The sequence below is a fragment of the Bacillus sp. CR71 genome (genome assembly GCF_003429245.1).
Taxonomy (GTDB): domain Bacteria; phylum Bacillota; class Bacilli; order Bacillales; family Bacillaceae_G; genus Bacillus_A; species Bacillus_A thuringiensis_S.
This window is the reverse complement of record NZ_CP031748.1, coordinates 4,404,146-4,424,348: the sequence shown is the minus strand read 5'-3', so window position 1 is coordinate 4,424,348 and position 20,203 is coordinate 4,404,146. Positions and strand designations below refer to the sequence as shown.

Sequence of the window (20,203 nt, the reverse complement as noted above, 5' to 3'; positions counted from 1 at the left end):
AATATTCTCTTTAAGATAGCATAATGAAACAAGAAGAAATGATAAATGAGGTGCGAAATGGAATATCAATATCCGTTAGATTATGATTGGTCAAATGAGGAAATGGTTACAATTGTGAAGTTTTATGAAGCGATTGAGAAAGCTTATGAAAAAGGAATTATAAGAGAAGAATTAATGGGTTTATATCGTCGTTTTAAAGAGATTGTTCCATCGAAAGCAGAAGAAAAGAAAATTGATAAAGAGTTTCAAGAAGTAAGTGGATACTCTATATATCGTGCTATTCAAAGGGCAAAGGAAGTTGAAGAACAAAAGGTTGTAAAAATATAAAAATATTTTGAAAAATAAAAACTGAAGTGATATAATGTGATAACAACTAAAAACGGACAATATAAATTGTCCGTTTTCTACTATCGATTACAAAGTGCATATAAAGGAAGGAGTGGTTGCATCGTAGATTCAATCTTAGCAAGGAATTGTTCGTTGGTCATTGCTGAAAACTCCTCTGGTGATATATGAATACCAACTAATAATTCTGCTTTTTTTACAGTAGCTAGTCGTTCAATCATCTTTTGTAAGTCTTCGGTTTCAAGTGTTTTATGTAATTTCACACTTGGTTTAGTATGGTCAATGGACCAAACGAAGTCATTTGGAATATTTGTTTTTAAATCATTTAAATGTTCTAAGAAGGCATGAGCCGTCTCAACTTTTTGTGGACACTCATAGATTAAACCAAAGTATATGAAGGCATGAGTACCCCATAAGCCGATTTGGAAATGCGGTAGCATTTTATATCCTCGTTTATTTGTTGAAAAAGCAACCCAAGTATCGTTTGGTGGATTGACTTTCCGTCGTGCGTGTTTTGCAACATGATAAAAAAAGTTCTCATCAGTGTGTTTGGATAAGTATTCTGCAAATTGTTCCCCTAAAGCTTCTAGCTTAGGATGAATGTTCGTTTTAATTGCACTCATTCGTTCTTCGAGACCATCAACTGTAAAGACATCAAAATCAGTTGACTTGAATGTTTGTATTGTCATGATTGTTCCTCCAACTCCTATTTTGCTTTTATTTTAGCATAGCTTGTACTATTCATAAAAAAAACAGCACAAAAAAATTAAAATAAAAAATATAATTTTGTTGCATAGATGATTTATCCAACATAGTATAGTATAAAACAAAAAATCAGAAAATTGAATTAATTCTAGTCCGAGGGCAGACGAATATTGGGAGGAGGCAAATAATATGAGACAGGTGATTAATGCGTTAAAGAGAACAGATGCCGAAAAGAGAATACCGGTGCTACGTTTGGAGCTAGATTATGAATTAGCAACTTTATATGATGCGATGATGGAAGATGATAAACAGAAAAAAGAAGAGTGTGTACAAAAGTTAGAAGTGTTAAGACTTGAAATGATTCGTTTAGAAGCGTAATAATAGTATATGTATAAAAAATTAGTTGGTGCGAACCTTATAAAGGGTTCGTTTTTTCTGTGAACAGTATAGATCGGAGTGTTTAAACATGCAAGAAGTATGGAAAGACATCGATGCACACGCCAAACGGTGGATTCGGGATGCAGGAGAGCATTTGATGGCATCAATGAAAAAAGCACTTATTATAGAAACAAAATCAAATGCAGCTGACTTAGTTACAAATATGGACCGAGAGATAGAACGGTTTTTAATTGGGAAAATTAAAGAAACATTCCCGAATCATAATATTTTAGGAGAAGAGGGTTATGGAGACGAGATAACGTCTTCTGGCGGGGTTGTTTGGTTAATTGATCCAATTGACGGTACGATGAACTTTGTTCATCAAAAAAGAAATTTTGCGATTTCAATTGGTATTTATGAGAACGGTATCGGAAAGATTGGACTTATTTATGATCCAGTGCACGATGAACTATATCATGCAGTCAAGGGATCCGGAGCTTTTTGTAATGATATATCAATTCCTCCATTGGAAAAAGGAACTGTAGAGCAAGGTATTGTAGCTTTAAATGCGATATGGCTTACAGATAATCCATTGCTTAATATGGAAAGTATGATGGCACTTGTTAAGAAAGCAAGGGGCACGAGATCATATGGCTGTGCAGCACTAGAGATGATATACGTTGCAACAGGAAGAATAGATGCATATGTAACGCCGAGATTATCACCATGGGATTTTGGCGGAGGACAGATAATTGTAGAAGAAGTTGGAGGTAAGGTGACGACATTCTCTGGAGCGCCACTTTCTATCATAGAGAAGAGCAGTGTGTTAGTTGCAAAACCAGGAGTGTATGAAGAAGTGTTATCGTTTATATTAGAGCAACAAAAAAAGTAAGAGGCTGTGTATAAGCTTCTTACTTTTTAGCGTTATTGTGATTTGCGCATTTTTCTTTTTGTTACAAAACCGTACCCAACTGCAACAAATGTGCCGATAATGCAAATAATAATACCGATTGGACTATTTTCAGCAATCATAATGCCGATACCGATTAAGAAAATAACACCGATAATTGCGGTTAATAAAAAGCGATATTGAATGTGTTCCATTTCTTCACCCTCCAATCTCATTTTACTTTCACAAAAGTAAGAATACAACTATATTTTCATTCTTGCTTTTATTTTAATTGCTATTGTATCCCCTTCGCTCTTATAATAGAGAAGGATTAAAAAGACATTAGGAGTTGGACATGTTGAAAAAACGACAAGATTTACGTAATATAGCAATTATTGCCCACGTTGACCATGGTAAAACAACACTTGTTGACCAGTTATTACGTCAAGCGGGGACTTTCCGTGCGAACGAACACGTTGAAGAACGCGCAATGGATTCAAATGATCTAGAAAGAGAACGCGGTATTACAATTTTAGCGAAAAATACAGCGATTCACTATGAAGATAAAAGAATTAACATTTTAGATACACCAGGTCACGCTGACTTCGGTGGAGAAGTAGAACGTATCATGAAAATGGTTGATGGTGTTTTACTTGTTGTTGATGCATATGAAGGTTGTATGCCACAAACACGATTTGTTTTAAAGAAAGCTCTTGAGCAAAACTTAACTCCAATCGTAGTTGTAAACAAAATTGACCGTGACTTCGCTCGTCCTGATGAAGTAGTTGATGAAGTAATCGACTTATTCATTGAGCTTGGTGCAAACGAAGATCAATTAGAGTTCCCAGTTGTATTTGCATCAGCAATGAACGGAACAGCAAGCTTAGATTCAAACCCAGCAAATCAAGAAGAGAATATGAAATCATTATTTGATACAATTATCGAACATATTCCAGCACCGATTGATAACAGTGAAGAGCCACTTCAATTCCAAGTAGCACTTCTTGATTACAACGACTATGTTGGACGTATTGGAGTTGGACGCGTATTCCGCGGTACAATGAAGGTTGGACAACAAGTTGCTTTAATGAAAGTTGACGGAAGTGTAAAACAATTCCGCGTAACGAAATTATTCGGTTACATTGGATTAAAACGTCAAGAAATCGAAGAAGCAAAAGCTGGGGACTTAGTAGCCGTTTCTGGTATGGAAGACATTAACGTTGGTGAAACGGTATGCCCGGTTGAGCATGAAGATGCGTTACCATTACTACGTATTGATGAGCCAACACTACAAATGACGTTCCTTGTAAATAACAGCCCATTTGCAGGTCGTGAAGGTAAATACATTACATCTCGTAAAATTGAAGAGCGTCTTCGTTCACAATTAGAAACAGATGTAAGTTTACGTGTAGATAATACAGAGTCTCCTGATGCGTGGATCGTATCTGGACGTGGGGAACTACATTTATCTATCTTAATCGAAAACATGCGTCGTGAAGGTTATGAATTACAAGTATCTAAGCCAGAGGTAATCATTAAAGAAGTTGATGGCGTAAGATGTGAACCTGTAGAGCGCGTACAAATCGATGTACCTGAAGAATACACTGGTTCTATTATGGAATCTATGGGTGCACGTAAAGGTGAAATGTTAGATATGGTGAATAACGGAAACGGTCAAGTGCGCCTTACTTTCATGGTTCCAGCACGTGGTTTAATTGGTTACACAACAGAATTCTTAACATTAACTCGTGGTTACGGTATTTTAAACCATACATTCGATTGCTACCAACCAGTACACGCTGGACAAGTTGGTGGACGTCGCCAAGGTGTTCTAGTTTCACTTGAAACAGGAAAAGCATCACAATACGGTATTATGCAAGTTGAAGACCGTGGTGTAATCTTCGTTGAACCAGGTACAGAAGTATATGCTGGTATGATTGTTGGAGAACACACTCGTGAGAACGACTTAACAGTTAACGTTGTGAAAATGAAACAACAAACTAACATTCGTTCTGCGACGAAAGATCAAACTTCAACAATGAAGAAACCACGCCTAATGACTTTAGAAGAATCATTAGAGTACTTAAACGATGATGAGTTCTGTGAAGTAACTCCAGAATCAATTCGTCTGCGTAAAAAGATTCTTGATAAGAGTGAGCGCGAAAGAGCTGCTAAGAAAAAGAAATCGGTTGAAGCGTAAAAACAAAAAAACAACGACCTTTATAAAAGGTCGTTGTTTTTTATTTTGTTTATTTTTTAGAATATTTACTCTTTTTTGTGGACAGTATTTTTTTTGCGAGTTACTCTTGTATTAAGTGTATAAAGAAAATTGTATTTTACTGCTAGGGGGGAAGAGTGTGTTAGAAAGGATGTCTTTTTTTGCAAAATTGTGTAAGGTAGATGAAAATCCAGAGTTAGGAATGTGGTTACTTTATGGGACGATTATTATATTAAGTGCTCTCGTCTATAATTTAGGGTTTGCTAGAAAGTTGTCTGTACTTAAAAATATTGTGATATACATATCATTAGCAATTGGATGTACAGTATTAACCTTTTTTGCTGTATTTTTACCCGTTGGAGAAGGACTTGTTGTAGCAGCAATTGTACTTGGGATTTATAGATTACGTTTGCGTCAAGCGAAACAACAAAAAGCAGGATGAGGAAGGGGGAGTTTTTATGCGTTCAGTACAAGATGCACTATATAATTGGTTAACAATTAAAACAGTTGCTGAAGCACGTTCAGATGATAGTGCTGCAAAAGAAACGTATTTGTTATTTCAAAATATGATATATGAAGAACATAAATTAAAAAATGTGGAAGTCGAAAAGAACGAGGAGATGTATTTAATTACATACGAAATAAATGGAGAACGGAAATCTGCAAGGTTTCCGTTAGAAGCCATTGATTGTTTTTTGGATCAGATGAATCGTGAACCAGAAAAATATAAATAAGTCCTTATCTATATGAGTAAGGACTTATTTACATTTTACCAATCATCTTCGATTTTTTTATCACGATATAATCGGAAATTACCACTTGCATGACGTTCCATTGTACGCTCTGCAATTCGTTCCGAACATTCCATGCACATATATGTATGAATAGGGCGATTACGCAGTTTTTTTGCCATAGGATTTTCATCATCTAACATATCTTTTTTATCACAAATCATACATTTGACTCTCATTTCGTCACCTCAATACGAATTCTATCAGTATAAGTATATCATGGAAGTATAATGTTTTTGAATAATAGTGGGAAAAAATAATATTTTCGCAATTCAAAAAATAAGTTATGATAAGGATATACCAAGTATGTTTGGAGGTGAAAATATGGCGAATGTAGTAGAGCCTACCTTAACAGAGGGTTTAGTACAAACGTTGCGTAAAGAGTGTATTGTTATGATAGCAACGACAGATTTCGAAAAACAAGTTCCTAACGTAAGTGCTATTTCTTGGGTGTATGCAGTGAGTAAAACTAGTATTCGATTTGCAGTAGATCAACGTTCACGTATTGTGGAAAATATACGGCATAATACAGGTGTGGTATTGACTATAATGGCGAATGAATCCGTATTTTCCATAAGTGGTGCAGGTGAAATTTTGACAGATAGAATGGAAGGTATTTCTTTAAAATTAACTGTAATAGAAGTAAATGTGCAAGAAGTGCGTGATGTTATGTTTTATGGAGCGAAACTTGCAATTGAACCAACATATGAAAAAACATATGATCTTCGGGCAGCGAAAAAGCTGGATAACGAAGTGCTAGTAGGGATAAGAGAATTATAAAGATGCTAAATAAGAAATTCGTTTATTCACTTTTGTAATCGGTTATTGTGATTTAACGTTAATAATTATAATAAAAGGTAATATATTGAATAGAAATGAATAAAGAATAAATAAAAGGTTTAATGACTATGATTTTCGATTCTACCTCGTTTACACGGTACATATAATTATAACAATGGTTCGTCCATATTTTATGGATGAAACCCTTGTTCTACAAATTTAAAAGTGGAGTCAGGGGGTAACAGGTTGGATAAAATTTATGTGTTAGATACGAATGTACTTTTGCAGGATCCTTTATCTATTTTTTCATTTGAAACCAATGAAGTAGTGATTCCAGCAGTTGTATTAGAAGAGGTTGATTCGAAAAAACGTTATATGGATGAAGTAGGACGAAACGCTCGTTATGTATCTAAGTTAATAGATAAATTTCGTGAAATAGGAAAGTTGCATGAAAGTATCCCGCTAGAAAACGGCGGAACATTTCGTATTGAATTGAACCATCGTTCATTTGTGCAACTACAAGATATTTTTGTAGAAAAAACAAATGATAATCGAATTTTAGCTGTAGCAAAAAATCTATCTTTAGAAGAACAGGAAAAAGAGGACGGGAAGTCTGTTATTTTAGTAAGTAAAGATGTACTCGTAAGGGTAAAAGCTGATGCAATTGGTTTGAAGGCTGAAGATTATTTAAGTGATCGCGTAATTGAAGTAGAAAATATATATTCTGGCTTTTTAGAAGGATATATATCAAAAGAACAATTGGATTATTTTTATGAGAAAGGTGAATTGCCTCTATCTGAAATTGCGAATCATCCTTTTTATCCAAATCAATTTGTAGTAATGAAAGATGCATTGGGGGGCTCTAGTTCTGCGCTTGGCATCGTGGATCACTTAGGTAAGAAGGTAAAGAAACTTATTTTTCACAATGAACAAGTGTGGGGGATACGACCACGAAACGTGCAGCAAATCATGGGATTAGAATTGTTGCTTCGTGAAGATATTCCGCTTGTAACGTTAACAGGGAAAGCCGGCACAGGAAAAACGTTACTTGCATTAGCTTCGGGACTTATGCAAACAGAAGACTTAGGGTTATATAAAAAATTACTCGTTGCAAGACCAATTGTCCCAGTCGGAAAAGATATCGGTTATTTACCAGGAGAAAAAGAAGAAAAGTTAAGACCATGGATGCAGCCAATTTTTGATAACCTAGAGTATTTATTTAATACGAAAAAGCCAGGAGAGTTAGATGCTATTTTAGCTGGAATGGGTTCAATTGAAGTAGAAGCCCTTACTTATATACGCGGGAGAAGTATTCCAGATCAGTTCATTATCATTGACGAAGCACAAAATTTAACAAAGCATGAAGTGAAAACGATACTAACTAGGGTAGGGGAAAAGAGTAAGATTGTATTGATGGGAGATCCTCAGCAAATTGATCACCCATACTTAGATGAATATAATAATGGCTTAACGTATGTTGTAGAGAAGTTTAAAGAACAGCGCATTAGTGGTCATGTGAAGTTTGTTAAAGGGGAGCGATCTAATTTAGCTCAACTAGCAGCAGATTTATTGTAAAAAGGAGTGAGCTTAAGCTCACTCCTTTTCTTTAAATAATTGTAAATTTACGGATGTTCCGGATTGGATTTTGTCGATTAGATCCATCATTGAAATAGAGATGAACAGGTCCGTCTTCTTTTAATGGTTTTCCTTCTTTTGAAAAGCCTAGTATAGCATTTTTGACAGTTTCTAATGGAAGTGTCATTGTATGATCTACCGTTTCAATTTCAACTTGCGTAGTGCCCTCTAAAATTTCAGCGTTAGCAAGGAATGGATGAAATGGTATACCAAATGTTCCAGTAATCAGCTGTTCTTTTTTATATTTCTTCACACTTTGTTGTATCGGCGGGAAGGCAGCACCATCACGGATTTCGCGATCCCAATGTTCTGAAGTGTTTTTTAAATAAGTTTCTAGTTCAGACGTGTTTTCTCTAGTTTCATCAAAGTAAGTTGTCAAATCTACTTTTCGATCATCAAAGATCCAAACAGTTGGATCAATAGTGATTGGAAAACGTACTTTTCCGTTAATAAATAAAATTTCGCTCATTGTTCTTCCCCCATTTGTGTTATACTCCCACTTTTCAGTATAATAGTATTAGACACTGTTGTCACAAAAAATGTTTCTATTGCAATTTATGAAAACTATCGCTAATATTAATAGATAGGATAGAGGAGAGTAGGACGGAAACGGAGGGAATCAATTTGGCGTCTGAGACAGTAGCAAATCATCAGGAAAAGGCACTAGCCCTTCTACAAGCGGATGCAGAGAAGATTTTAAGACTTATTAAGGTGCAAATGGACCATCTTACAATGCCGCAATGTCCATTATATGAAGAAGTGTTAGACACACAAATGTTTGGACTATCCCGCGAGGTCGATTTTGCAGTTCGCCTTGGTCTTATTGCAGAAGAACAAGGGAAAGCAATGTTAGGTGAGCTCGAACGTGAGTTATCTGCACTTCATGAAGCGTTTACAAACAAACAACAATAACGGGTTCAAATAAGGGGGCTCAAACTAAATTAGTTTGAGCTTTTTATTTGTATAATAAAGCAGGAAGAATCAATGTACATATGGAATACAACAATAATTAAATTGAAACAGAAAGAGGAAATGAAATGAAAAAAGTATGGAAATCAATGGATTATTCATTGGTACTTCCTCTTGTTATCTTATGTGTGCTGGGAGTTATAATGGTATATAGTTCTAGTTCCATTGTTGCGATTTCGAGATTTGATAAACCAGCAAATTTCTTTTTTAAAAGACAATTAATTACTTTAGTTGTTGGGACAATAGTATTAATAATTATTGCTACTATCCCATATAAAGTTTGGAGAAAACGAATTTTTTTGTTGGGGAGTTACGGTGCTAGTGTTGCCTTATTAGCTGCAGCTGCTTTTTTCACTAAGAAAGTAAACGGTGCAAACGGGTGGATATTTGGAATACAGCCTGCAGAATTTGTTAAGATAACAGTTATTCTCGTCTTAGCTCATTTCTTTGCCAAAAGACAAGAAACGAATACACCTGTTTCCAAAGGGTCAGGTCCAGTACTTATTGGTGTTGGTATAATCATGTTTTTAATATTAAAGCAAAATGATTTAGGTACTGATTTGTTAATTGCAGGAACAGTAGGAATTATGTTTCTTTGTTCGGGAGTACAGGTTAACTTATGGATTAAACGAATTGCTTTAACTTCTATAGTATGGATTCCAGCACTATATCTGCTTGGTAATTATGCATTAAATCCATATCAAAAGGCACGTTTTTCTGTTTTCCTTGATCCGTTTAATGATCCTCAAAAGGATGGATTTCAATTAGTGAATTCATTTATTGGAATCGCTTCTGGAGGGCTTAATGGTAGAGGATTAGGGAATAGTGTACAAAAATATGGTTATTTACCAGAACCGCAAACGGATTTTATAATGGCAATTATATCTGAAGAACTTGGTTTTATAGGTGTAGCTATCATTTTAATCTGTTTATTACTAATTATTATTCGGTCATTTAGAGTTGCACAAAAGTGTACAGATCCATTTGGAAGTTTAATAGCTATCGGAATTGCAAGCTTGTTTGGAGTTCAAACGTTTATTAATGTTGGTGGTATGTCTGGGGTAATACCACTTACCGGAGTACCATTACCGTTTGTCAGTTACGGTGGTAGTTCTTTATTAGCTAATCTACTTGCGATGGGGATACTACTCAATATTGCTAGTCACGTGAAACGACAAGAGAAACAACAGAATGGATTAATGAAAGAAAAAGAACAAAATGGACCACATCTTGTAGTTGTAAAATAAAAAACACATTGTGCTTTAGAGCATAATGTGTTTTTTATTTTTAAGTAGTTTTAAATGTGATGTATTAATATATATTTCAGTTAAAAGATATATCACATTAAGTTGAATGTGATATACAATTAAGTTGTTAGAAAAGGAAGAGGTATGCTATACTATTTTTGTGAAACAAATTGCACAGAAAACTTATCATTTGTTAAAAAATAAGGTATGATGGATAAAAATAAAGTGAAGCTTTCTAAGTATAATATAATGTGGAAAGTGAAGAACTTCACGCTTTTTAAGGTGTGTATATATTTTATCTCTAGAGTGGTAGGAAAGTAGAGGGGGAAAATCATGACAAAGCTGCAACGTATTCAAAAAGTATTGGTAGCTAACCGTGGAGAGATTGCAATTCGTGTGTTTCGAGCTTGTTCGGAACTAGGATTAAAAACAGTTGCAATCTATTCTAAAGAGGATAGTGGTTCTTATCATCGCTATAAAGCCGATGAGTCCTATTTAGTTGGGGAAGGAAAAAAACCAATTGATGCTTATCTAGATATTGAAGGCATTATTGAGATTGCAAAAAGTAATCATGTAGATGCAATCCACCCTGGATATGGTTTCTTGTCAGAAAATATTCAATTCGCGAAACGTTGCGAAGAAGAAGGAATTATCTTTATCGGTCCGAAAAGTAAGCATTTAGATATGTTTGGAGATAAAGTGAAAGCAAGAACACAAGCGCAGCTAGCACAAATTCCAGTTATACCTGGTAGTGATGGTCCAGTAGATTCATTAGAAGAAGTCGAAAAATTTGCTGAAAAGTATGATTACCCGATTATTATTAAAGCGTCCCTTGGTGGTGGCGGTCGTGGTATGCGTATTGTGCGTACTAGTGAGGAATTAGGAGAATCATATAATCGAGCGAAATCAGAAGCGAAAGCAGCCTTTGGTAATGATGAAGTTTACGTCGAAAAATTCGTTGAAAAACCTAAACATATAGAAGTACAAATTTTAGCAGATGAAGAAGGCAATGTTGTTCATTTATACGAGCGTGACTGTTCTGTACAACGTCGTCATCAAAAAGTTGTAGAAATAGCACCGAGTGTATCACTTTCAGATGATTTGCGTCAGCGTATTTGTGATGCTGCTGTGAAGTTAACGAAAAATGTAAACTATTTAAATGCAGGAACAGTAGAATTCCTTGTAAAAGATGATGAGTTTTACTTCATTGAAGTAAATCCACGTGTTCAAGTAGAACATACGATTACAGAAATGATTACAGGAGTAGATATCGTTCAATCACAAATTTTAATAGCTGATGGACATTCATTACATAGCAAAATGGTAGGTGTGCCGAAGCAAGAGGAAGTAGTTGTGCATGGATTTGCAATTCAATCTCGTGTAACAACTGAAGATCCGCTAAATAATTTTATGCCGGATACAGGAAAAATTATGGCGTATCGATCAGGCGGTGGTTTTGGTGTGCGTCTTGATACAGGAAATAGCTTCCAAGGTGCAGTTATTACACCGTACTACGATTCTTTACTTGTAAAAGTTACAACTTGGGCACTTACTTTTGAGCAAGCAGCTGCAAAAATGGAACGTAACTTAAAAGAATTCCGTATTCGTGGTATTAAAACAAATATTCCATTCCTAGAGAATGTAGTAAAACATAAAAACTTTTTATCAGGAGAATATGATACTTCGTTTATTGATGTGTCACCTGAACTATTCTTGTTCCCGAAACGTAAAGACCGCGGAACGAAAATGTTAAATTATATTGGTTCAGTAACAGTAAATGGCTTCCCAGGAGTAGGGAAAAAAGAGAAACCAATTTTTCCAGATGCTCGTATACCGAATGTATTACACTCAGAGCCAATCCAAAATGGCACGAAACAAATTTTGGATGAGCGTGGAGCGGACGGATTAGTAAAGTGGGTACAGGATCAAAAACGTGTACTTTTGACGGATACAACATTCCGTGATGCACATCAGTCATTACTTGCAACTCGTATTCGTACAAAAGATTTACATCAAATTGCAGAGCCAACAGCGAGAATGTTACCGAACCTATTCTCAGCGGAAATGTGGGGCGGTGCAACGTTTGATGTTGCGTATCGTTTCTTAAAAGAAGATCCATGGGAACGATTACTAGATCTTCGTGAAAAAATGCCGAACGTGTTATTCCAAATGTTACTTCGTTCTTCAAACGCAGTTGGATACAAAAACTATCCAGATAATTTAATCCAAAAATTTGTAGAATGTTCTGCTCAAGCTGGCATTGATGTATTCCGTATTTTTGATAGTTTAAACTGGGTAGAAGGCATGAGAGTTGCAATTGATGCTGTACGAGATACTGGTAAAATTGCAGAAGCAACAATGTGCTACACAGGAGATATTCATGATCCATTACGTAGTAAATATGATTTGAATTATTATAAAAACTTAGCAAAAGAGTTGGAAGCATCGGGAGCTCACATTTTAGGTATTAAAGATATGGCTGGCTTACTAAAACCAAACGCAGCATATGATTTAGTTTCAGCATTAAAAGAGACGGTATCGATTCCGATTCACCTGCATACGCACGATACGAGTGGAAATGGTATATTAACGTATACGAAGGCAATTGAAGCAGGTGTTGATATTGTCGATGTAGCAGTGAGTTCTATGGCTGGTCAAACGTCACAACCGAGTGCGAACACATTATTCTATGCACTAGGTGGAAATGAAAGACAACCAGATGTTAATATCGATTCTTTAGAAAAGCTATCTCATTATTGGGAAGATGTACGCAAATACTATGCACCGTTTGAAAGTGGTATGAATGCACCTCACACAGAGGTATATATGCATGAAATGCCAGGTGGACAGTATAGTAATCTTCAACAACAAGCGAAGGCGGTTGGTTTAGGAGATCGCTTTGATGAAGTGAAAGTAATGTACCGTCGTGTGAATGACATGTTTGGAGATATTGTAAAAGTAACACCGTCATCAAAAGTTGTTGGCGATATGGCATTATTTATGGTTCAAAACCACCTGACAGAACAAGATGTTTTAGAGCGTGGACATGCGTTGGACTTCCCGGGATCTGTTGTTGAAATGTTCTCTGGTGATTTAGGTCAACCGTACGGTGGTTTCCCGAAAGAATTGCAAAAGATTATTTTAAAAGGGAAAGAGCCGTTAACAGTAAGACCAGGTGAACTACTAGAGCCAGTAGATTTCGACGCGTTAAAAGAAGAATTATTCCATAAACTTGGACGCGAAGTAACAATTTTTGATGTAGTTGCATATGCATTATATCCAAAAGTATTTATGGACTATGAAAAAGTTGCTGAGCTTTATGGAAATGTATCTGTACTTGATACACCGACGTTCTTCTATGGTATGAGACTAGGTGAAGAAATTGATGTGGAGATTGAACAAGGTAAGACATTGATGGTTAAACTTGTATCAATTGGAGAACCACAGCCGGATGGAAATCGTGTCCTTTACTTGGAATTTAATGGTCAACCACGTGAAATTGTCGTGAAAGACGAGAATGTGAAAGCAACAGTTGCACAACGTGTGAAAGGAAACCGTGAAAATCCAAATCACATTAGTGCAACAATGCCAGGAACGGTAATTAAAGTAGTTGTAAAAGAAGGCGATGAAGTGAAAAAAGGCGATTCTATGGCAATTACAGAGGCAATGAAAATGGAAACGACAGTTCAAGCGCCGTTTAATGGTAAAGTGAAAAAAGTATATGTTAACGATGGTGATGCAATTCAAACGGGTGATTTACTTATTGAATTAGATCACTAAAATAAAGAAAAGAGCTGTGTAAATACAGCTCTTTTCTTTATTGCAAAAAATCCCTTGCCTAATTGGCAAGGGATTTTAGTTTTAAATTATTTTGTTTGTTTAGAAGTTGATCCGGCTTCTTTTGCATTCACTTTACTTCTTGTTCCTAACATAACTAAATAGCATAGTACGGCAAACAAGCAAGAAATGAATAGAGAATGTAACAATGCCATCGCTAAACTAGCGTTTGTAAATACAACTAAAACTCCTACTACAGCTTGAAGTGTAACAAGGATAAATGAAATGATCCATCCCCAATATACTACAGGTTGCTGCTTGTAATGGCGAATAGCGAGAATCATCGCGTATAGTATCCAAGCGAAAATTAACATCGCTGCAACTCTATGGCCCATTTGAACCCATTCATGTAGTTGAGTTGGCATAGGTCTGTTTTTGCTACATAAAGGAAAGTCTGGACAGGCTAAGCTAGCTCGTTCGTGACGTACTAAAGCACCTGTGTAGACGACGATATAACTGTAAATTGTTACACCATAAATATGAAATTTCATTTTTTTGTCCATAATAAGAGAACGTGCATCAAATTTTTGGTCAATTTCAAAGATAAGACACGTTAATAAAATGACAGAAGCAAATGAAATTAAGGAAATACCGAAATGGATAGCAAGTACAGCTGGCATTTGTCCCCAAACAACTGCTGCTGCTCCCATTAATGCTTGTGCAACTAAAAATACGAAGGATAAAATTGCTAACGTTTTTGTTTCACGCACATGTTTATAATATTTCCAGGACAAAATACAAAGGAGAGTGACAAGAATTCCAGCTGATCCTGATGTTAATCGGTGGCTAAGTTCAATAATAGTTTCCATTGATAAATTAGATGGAACAAATTCACCGTTACAAAGTGGCCATGATTTACCACAACCTTGACCAGAACCTGTTTTTGTAACTAAAGCGCCTCCTAATAAAACTATTAATAAATCAAGGCTTGTAATGACTGCTAACCATTTAATAAAGCGTTGCAATCTCTTTCACCATCTTTCTGCTATGAAGTTATTGCGAAATATTTTCATTCCATTATGTATAGAATAAAACGCGCTAGTTCCTATGATATATAAAAAATAATAAAATAGCAAAGAAATGGAGGGGAAAGGAAAGGGGGAGAAAATAGGTGTAAAAACAGGGTTCCTAAGGAAAAATTTAGGTGAAAAATAGGCTGTTTTGAAAAGAAATGGGGAGAATACGTGTTAAATAGGATAAAATAGTTTATTATAGAAGGTAACATCATGTTATGATAAGGACAAGTCAGAATGAAGTTTTTTATATTCGACACAAAAAGTTCATGTTTTCTTCACAAAATGTTCGGGAAATATGATTTAATATATTGGAGTATGGGCGTAGATTAGTAGTAGAATGGGTTAACAATGTTTCTACTGTAATAATATTGCTATATAGAAGCGAATTATTTCATTTGAAATAGGCGCAAAAAGAAAGATGAAAGTTTTAAGAGGGGGTTAGAGTGATGAACCATGCAACAAGTGAGCTGCATGATGAGTCCGCTGTTACAAGTGTACCGGAAACAACTCGGATACAAGATTTAAAAGCACTCGTTAAAATGGGGATTGTAAACTCAAATACACTTACTGTATTTACAGGATTTTGGTTGGCATTACACTTTAATGGATTAAGTGTAATGGACAATCTGGATAAGTTATTCTTTACAATCGTTGGTTCTGGATTAGTTATGGCAGGGGTATGTTGTTTAAACAACTACATTGATCGAGACATCGATCCATTAATGGAAAGAACAAAGACCCGTCCAACGGTTACTGGAAAGTATAAACCAGGATTTGCACTTACATTTGGACTAGTCATATTACTTCTTGGTTTTGTATTTTTATTATTAACAACACCAATGGCAGTCTTAATGGGATTTATTGGTGCTTTCACATATGTTGTTCTATATAGTTTATGGACAAAGAGAAAGTATACACTAAATACTGTTGTAGGTAGTATATCTGGTGCAGTTCCACCTTTAATTGGATGGGCAGCAATCGATCCATCTTTAGGTCATCCAATTGCTTGGATGTTATTTTTAATTATGTTTATTTGGCAAATCCCACATTTCCTTGCATTAGCGATGAAACGTGTTGATGAATATCGAAATGCAGGAATTCCAATGCTTCCTGTAGTTCATGGATTTGAAATTACGAAACGCCAAATTATGATTTGGACAGTATGTTTATTACCACTACCATTTTATATGAGTGGACTAGGGATAACATTTATGGTAATTGCAACACTGCTTAACATCGGATGGATCGTTTTAGGATTTTATGGATTCCGTAAGAAAGATGACATAAAATGGTCCGTGCAAATGTTTGTTTATTCCCTAAATTATTTAACAATCTTATTTGTATCAATGATTGTAGTTACATTCTTCTAAGACAACGACATAATTGGATTTCTTTACGTTGAGATTTACTTTACTTAACTATAAAGTACAATCTAATTCACAAGGAAAGTGGGGGTTGTTTGTATGAAGAAACAGTGGCGACTGCTTTCGTTCGTTTCACTGCTGGCTTTACTGTTAGGGGGATGCGGTAAAGCCTTTCAATCTACTTTAATTCCGCAAGGAGAAGTAGCAAAAATGCAATATGATTTACTTCTACTGGCGAGTGCAATCATGGTAGGAGTAGTACTAGTAGTTACTATTATTTTCTTGTATGTAATTGTGCGTTTCCGACAAAAGAAAGGTCAGGAAGATTATATTCCAGAGCAAGTTGAAGGAAATCACAAGCTAGAAATTATATGGACAGTTATTCCGATTATTCTTTTACTAATCTTAGCTGTTCCAACGGTTACATATACATTCAAACTTGCTGATGTAAGTGCGATGGAGAAAAAGAATATTGATAAAGATACTATCGTTGTTGATGTAACAGCGAATCTTTATTGGTGGGAATTTTCTTACAAATCAGAAAAGATAGTAACTTCGCAAGATTTAGTCATCCCCACAGGTAAGAAAGTGTATTTAAATTTGAAGGGTGCCGATATTAAACACTCATTTTGGGTTCCATCTTTAGCTGGGAAAATGGATACAAATACAGACAATGTGAACAAAATGTGGTTAAAGGCAGATAAATCGGGCACTTATAATGGTTTTTGTACAGAATTTTGCGGCCCATCACATTCTTTAATGCAATTTAAAGTGAAAGCTTTAGATGAAAGCGAGTACAAAAATTGGCTTGCTGATATGAAGAAGATTGATGGGAAGAAAGAAGTAGCTTCAACAAAGGCGCAAGAGGGCCAAGAAATATTTAATAAAAGCTGTATTGGTTGTCACGCAGTTGGATCTAATGATAGTAGACCACCTTCCGCTCGTATCGCACCAAACTTAGCAAACTTTGCGGATCGCGATATGGTTGCCGGTATTGCCGAAAACAATGAAGAAAACTTAAAAAAATGGCTGAAAGATCCTGAAAATATGAAGCCAGGAAACAAAATGACTGGCAAATATGGCAACTTAACGGATGATCAAATTGATGCATTAAATGCATACTTACAAACGTTAAAAGTTGAAAAGTAAAGAGGGATTATTCGTGAAGGGGAGGTTGAAAACGTGAGTTCTGTAGCAAAAAAACAGGGGATGGGTGCTGTCATATGGGATTATTTAACGACAGTAGACCATAAAAAGATTGCCATTCTCTATTTAATTGCAGGTGGATTGTTTTTTGTAATAGGCGGAATAGAAGCTCTATTTATTCGCCTTCAATTAGCGATTCCTAACAACGCTTTTCTTGTTGGGGATGCTTATAATCAAGTATTGACGATGCACGGTACAACAATGATTTTCCTCGCAGCTATGCCACTCGTGTTTGCATTTATGAACGCCGCTGTACCACTTCAAATTGGTGCACGTGATGTAGCGTTCCCGTTTTTGAATTCACTCGGATTTTGGTTGTTTTTCTTTGGTGGAGTATTTTTAAATTTAAGTTGGTTTTTAGGTGGAGCACCTGATGCAGGATGGACATCTTATGCATCTTTAGCTTTAGCCTCTAAGGGTCATGGTGTTGATTTCTATGTACTCGGTTTGCAAATCTCAGGTATTGGTACATTAATTGGAGGTATTAACTTCCTTGTAACCATTATTAATATGCGTGCGCCAGGAATGACGTATATGCGTATGCCGATGTTTACATGGACGACATTTGTAACATCTTCGCTTATATTATTCGCTTTTCCACCGTTAACTGTAGGATTAGGACTTTTAATGTTAGATCGTTTATTTGGAACAAGTTTCTTTAATCCAGCATTGGGCGGGAATACAATTATATGGGAGCATTTATTCTGGATTTTCGGTCATCCAGAAGTATACATTCTTATACTCCCAGCTTTCGGAATATTCTCAGAAATCTTCGCGACATTTTCGAAAAAACGATTGTTTGGTTATTCATCGATGGTGTTTGCGACTGTATTAATTGGATTTTTAGGATTTATGGTATGGGCCCATCATATGTTTACTGTTGGACTTGGTCCAGTTGCTAATGCTATTTTCTCAGTTGCAACAATGGCGATTGCGGTTCCGACTGGTATCAAAATATTCAACTGGCTCTTTACAATGTGGGGCGGAAGTATTCGTTTTACGACACCAATGATGTGGGCAGTAGCTTTCATTCCATCATTCGTAATGGGTGGAGTTACAGGGGTTATGCTAGCATCTGCACCAGCTGATTATCAATTTCATGATAACTATTTCGTAGTAGCACATTTTCATTATGTAATCGTTGGCGGTGTTGTATTTGGTTTACTTGCAGGAGCTCATTATTATTGGCCACTGATGTTTAATAAAGTATTAAATGAAACATTAGGAAAGATAACGTTTTGGCTATTCTTTATTGGTTTCCATTTAACGTTCTTTATTCAGCATTTCCTTGGCTTGATTGGTATGCCACGCCGTTACTACACATATCTTGAAGGGCAAGGGTTGGAAATGGGGAATATGATTAGTTCTATTGGAGCGGTGTTTATGGCTCTTGGGACTATTGTTCTTCTATTCAATGTAATTAAAACGACAGTATCAAAAGAAAAAGCTGGTCGTGATCCGTGGGATGCACGTACATTAGAATGGACAATGCCAGCACCGACACCAGAATATAACTTTAAACAATTACCATTTGTTCGCGGATTAGATCCGTTTTGGATTGAAAAACGTGAAGGTAATAAAGAGATGACAGCAGCGGAACCAGTTGGTGATATTCATATGCCAAATCCTTCGTTTTCACCATTTGTCATTTCTTTTGGATTGTTTATAGCGGCATTTGGTGCAATGTATATGCAGGGTGGAAAAGATAAGTTCTGGTTATTGGTAGCAATTATTGGTTTAATCATTACATTTGGCGCAATGTTCCTACGTTCAGTAATCGATGATCATGGATATCATATTCATAAAGAAGATTTAGATGATAAGGGGGGCAAGGCATAATGCATGTAGATGAAAAATTAACGAATGAAACATTTCCAGCAGAGCCTGAAAAAGCAACCCTTGAAGGGAAAAATAAGTTTGTCGGTTTTTGGTTATTTCTTGGAGGCGAAACAGTATTGTTCGCTTCCTTATTTGGCACATATTTAGCGTTAAAGAATTCTACAAATGGTGGACCAACATCTCAAGAGATGTTCCAAATGCCACTCGTTTTCATTATGACGATGCTTTTATTAACGAGTAGCTTAACGAGTGTATATGCGATGTATCACATGAAAAACTTTAACTTTAAGAAAATGCAACTTTGGTTACTAGTAACTGTATTGCTAGGTTTAGGGTTTTTAGGGTTTGAGATATATGAGTTTTATCATTATACACATGAATTTAAGCATACTATGAGAAGTAGTGCGTTTGGCTCTGCGTTTTATGCTCTTGTTGGTACACATGGACTCCACGTATTGTTTGGGTTATGTTGGATTTTAACATTAATCTTTAGAAATGCGAAGAGAGGTCTAAATTTATACAATGCACCAAAGTTTTATGTTGCATCGATTTATTGGCACTTTATTGACGTAGTTTGGGTGTTTATTTTCACTGTAGTATATTTAATGGGAATGGTGGGATAAACAATGGCGATAAAGCAAACGAATAATCCTAAAGTTGATCTTGTTTATCGGAAGAGAAAAAGTGCGGAGGAAATGAAGCATCAAGTTATTACGTTTGCATTAATGATTTTTTTAACATTAGTTGCATTTGTAGCAGTGGCGTATCCAAAAACTTTTAGTCCGACTTTCTCTGTTCCATTTATTTTACTATTAGCAGTGGTACAAGTAATTTTTCAATTGTATTATTTTATGCATATGAGTCATAAAGGACATGAAGCAGCAAGTTTCTTTCTATACTCTGGTCTGCTAATAGGGTTAATTACAATTTTAGCATTTATGACAATCGTCTGGATTTGAAAAGTGAAAAATAAGGGAGCTTGTG

General features: G+C 35.7%; 21 protein-coding genes. 16 read left to right on the top strand and 5 right to left on the bottom strand.

The genetic code is table 11. The annotated features are described in order from the left end of the window. Nucleotides 1-57 precede the first annotated feature (57 nt). Nucleotides 58-327 carry a UPF0223 family protein gene (locus DOS87_RS22025; RefSeq protein WP_000456553.1) on the top strand — a complete coding sequence of 90 codons (270 nt, stop codon included), beginning with the start codon at nt 58-60 and terminating at the stop codon, nt 325-327. A gap of 80 nt (nt 328-407) precedes the next feature. On the opposite strand, the gene DOS87_RS22020 is transcribed toward DOS87_RS22025, so the two are convergent. Continuing rightward, complete coding sequence (locus tag DOS87_RS22020) at nt 408-1,034, bottom strand: YktB family protein (protein ID WP_000155316.1); 627 nt, start codon at nt 1,032-1,034, stop codon at nt 408-410. A gap of 205 nt (nt 1,035-1,239) precedes the next feature. On the opposite strand from DOS87_RS22020, the gene DOS87_RS22015 reads away from it, so the two are divergent. Beyond that, the gene (locus DOS87_RS22015) at nt 1,240-1,428 is read left to right on the top strand and encodes a hypothetical protein (RefSeq protein ID WP_001250164.1); all 189 of its coding nucleotides are present in this window, start codon (nt 1,240-1,242) and stop codon (nt 1,426-1,428) included. Nucleotides 1,429-1,516: 88 nt separating this feature from the next. After that, a complete protein-coding gene (locus tag DOS87_RS22010; protein WP_001158709.1) occupies nt 1,517-2,320 on the top strand; it encodes an inositol monophosphatase family protein in 804 nt (267 codons plus the stop codon). Between the two features lie 32 nt (nt 2,321-2,352). On the opposite strand, the gene DOS87_RS22005 is transcribed toward DOS87_RS22010, so the two are convergent. Further along, nucleotides 2,353-2,532 (bottom strand): DUF5325 family protein, encoded by a 180-nt coding sequence (locus DOS87_RS22005; RefSeq protein WP_000400123.1) that lies wholly within the window; start codon nt 2,530-2,532, stop codon nt 2,353-2,355. Nucleotides 2,533-2,672: 140 nt separating this feature from the next. Here DOS87_RS22005 and typA point away from each other — a divergent pair, with 140 nt between their 5' ends. The 3 genes from typA (at nt 2,673) to DOS87_RS21990 (ending at nt 5,269) form a co-directional block, all read left to right on the top strand. After that, nucleotides 2,673-4,517, top strand: coding sequence for a translational GTPase TypA (gene typA / locus DOS87_RS22000; RefSeq protein WP_000914761.1), 1,845 nt, complete (start codon nt 2,673-2,675; stop codon nt 4,515-4,517). 157 nt (nt 4,518-4,674) lie between these two features. Then, entirely contained in the window at nt 4,675-4,977 is a 303-nt protein-coding gene (locus DOS87_RS21995) for a YlaH-like family protein (protein WP_000893662.1), read from the top strand. Nucleotides 4,978-4,993: 16 nt separating this feature from the next. After that, the gene (locus DOS87_RS21990) at nt 4,994-5,269 is read left to right on the top strand and encodes a hypothetical protein (protein ID WP_098578246.1); all 276 of its coding nucleotides are present in this window, start codon (nt 4,994-4,996) and stop codon (nt 5,267-5,269) included. 35 nt (nt 5,270-5,304) lie between these two features. Here the strand turns inward: DOS87_RS21990 and DOS87_RS21985 are convergent, their stop codons facing one another. Further along, the gene (locus DOS87_RS21985; RefSeq protein WP_002082250.1) at nt 5,305-5,505 is read right to left on the bottom strand and encodes a YlaI family protein; all 201 of its coding nucleotides are present in this window, start codon (nt 5,503-5,505) and stop codon (nt 5,305-5,307) included. Nucleotides 5,506-5,650: 145 nt separating this feature from the next. On the opposite strand from DOS87_RS21985, the gene DOS87_RS21980 reads away from it, so the two are divergent. Both DOS87_RS21980 and DOS87_RS21975 read left to right on the top strand, forming a co-directional pair. After that, entirely contained in the window at nt 5,651-6,106 is a 456-nt protein-coding gene (locus tag DOS87_RS21980) for a pyridoxamine 5'-phosphate oxidase family protein (RefSeq protein WP_000024600.1), read from the top strand. Nucleotides 6,107-6,352: 246 nt separating this feature from the next. Further along, entirely contained in the window at nt 6,353-7,681 is a 1,329-nt protein-coding gene (locus tag DOS87_RS21975; protein WP_000358083.1) for a PhoH family protein, read from the top strand. A gap of 31 nt (nt 7,682-7,712) precedes the next feature. On the opposite strand, the gene DOS87_RS21970 is transcribed toward DOS87_RS21975, so the two are convergent. After that, a complete protein-coding gene (locus tag DOS87_RS21970) occupies nt 7,713-8,210 on the bottom strand; it encodes a hypothetical protein (RefSeq protein WP_016077289.1) in 498 nt (165 codons plus the stop codon). A 155-nt stretch (nt 8,211-8,365) separates the two neighbouring features. Here DOS87_RS21970 and DOS87_RS21965 point away from each other — a divergent pair, with 155 nt between their 5' ends. The 3 genes from DOS87_RS21965 (at nt 8,366) to pyc (ending at nt 13,737) form a co-directional block, all read left to right on the top strand. Further along, nucleotides 8,366-8,653: an Fpa/YlaN family protein gene (locus DOS87_RS21965; protein ID WP_000135694.1), complete on the top strand. Its 288-nt coding sequence runs from the start codon at nt 8,366-8,368 to the stop codon at nt 8,651-8,653. Between the two features lie 125 nt (nt 8,654-8,778). After that, nucleotides 8,779-9,957, top strand: coding sequence for an FtsW/RodA/SpoVE family cell cycle protein (locus DOS87_RS21960; RefSeq protein WP_000758416.1), 1,179 nt, complete (start codon nt 8,779-8,781; stop codon nt 9,955-9,957). Nucleotides 9,958-10,290: 333 nt separating this feature from the next. Then, on the top strand, nt 10,291-13,737 hold the full coding sequence (gene pyc / locus DOS87_RS21955) for a pyruvate carboxylase (protein ID WP_000164058.1): 3,447 nt from the start codon (nt 10,291-10,293) through the stop codon (nt 13,735-13,737). A gap of 86 nt (nt 13,738-13,823) precedes the next feature. Here pyc and ctaA read toward each other — a convergent pair whose 3' ends face one another. Next, on the bottom strand, nt 13,824-14,759 hold the full coding sequence (ctaA, locus tag DOS87_RS21950) for a heme A synthase (RefSeq protein ID WP_001188745.1): 936 nt from the start codon (nt 14,757-14,759) through the stop codon (nt 13,824-13,826). A 497-nt stretch (nt 14,760-15,256) separates the two neighbouring features. Here ctaA and ctaB point away from each other — a divergent pair, with 497 nt between their 5' ends. The 5 genes from ctaB (at nt 15,257) to ctaF (ending at nt 20,178) form a co-directional block, all read left to right on the top strand. After that, nucleotides 15,257-16,180: a protoheme IX farnesyltransferase gene (ctaB, locus tag DOS87_RS21945; RefSeq protein ID WP_001015054.1), complete on the top strand. Its 924-nt coding sequence runs from the start codon at nt 15,257-15,259 to the stop codon at nt 16,178-16,180. Between the two features lie 93 nt (nt 16,181-16,273). Then, a complete protein-coding gene (coxB, locus tag DOS87_RS21940) occupies nt 16,274-17,323 on the top strand; it encodes a cytochrome c oxidase subunit II (RefSeq protein ID WP_000745273.1) in 1,050 nt (349 codons plus the stop codon). A 60-nt stretch (nt 17,324-17,383) separates the two neighbouring features. Beyond that, entirely contained in the window at nt 17,384-19,219 is a 1,836-nt protein-coding gene (ctaD, locus tag DOS87_RS21935) for a cytochrome c oxidase subunit I (RefSeq protein ID WP_153577875.1), read from the top strand. Then, the gene (gene ctaE / locus DOS87_RS21930) at nt 19,219-19,842 is read left to right on the top strand and encodes a cytochrome c oxidase subunit III (protein WP_000557861.1); all 624 of its coding nucleotides are present in this window, start codon (nt 19,219-19,221) and stop codon (nt 19,840-19,842) included. Before ctaD ends, ctaE begins: the two co-directional genes overlap by 1 nt. 3 nt (nt 19,843-19,845) lie before the next feature. Continuing rightward, nucleotides 19,846-20,178, top strand: a complete 333-nt coding sequence (gene ctaF, locus DOS87_RS21925; RefSeq protein WP_000985703.1) for a cytochrome c oxidase subunit IVB — start codon at nt 19,846-19,848, stop codon at nt 20,176-20,178. Nucleotides 20,179-20,203: the final 25 nt, after the last annotated feature.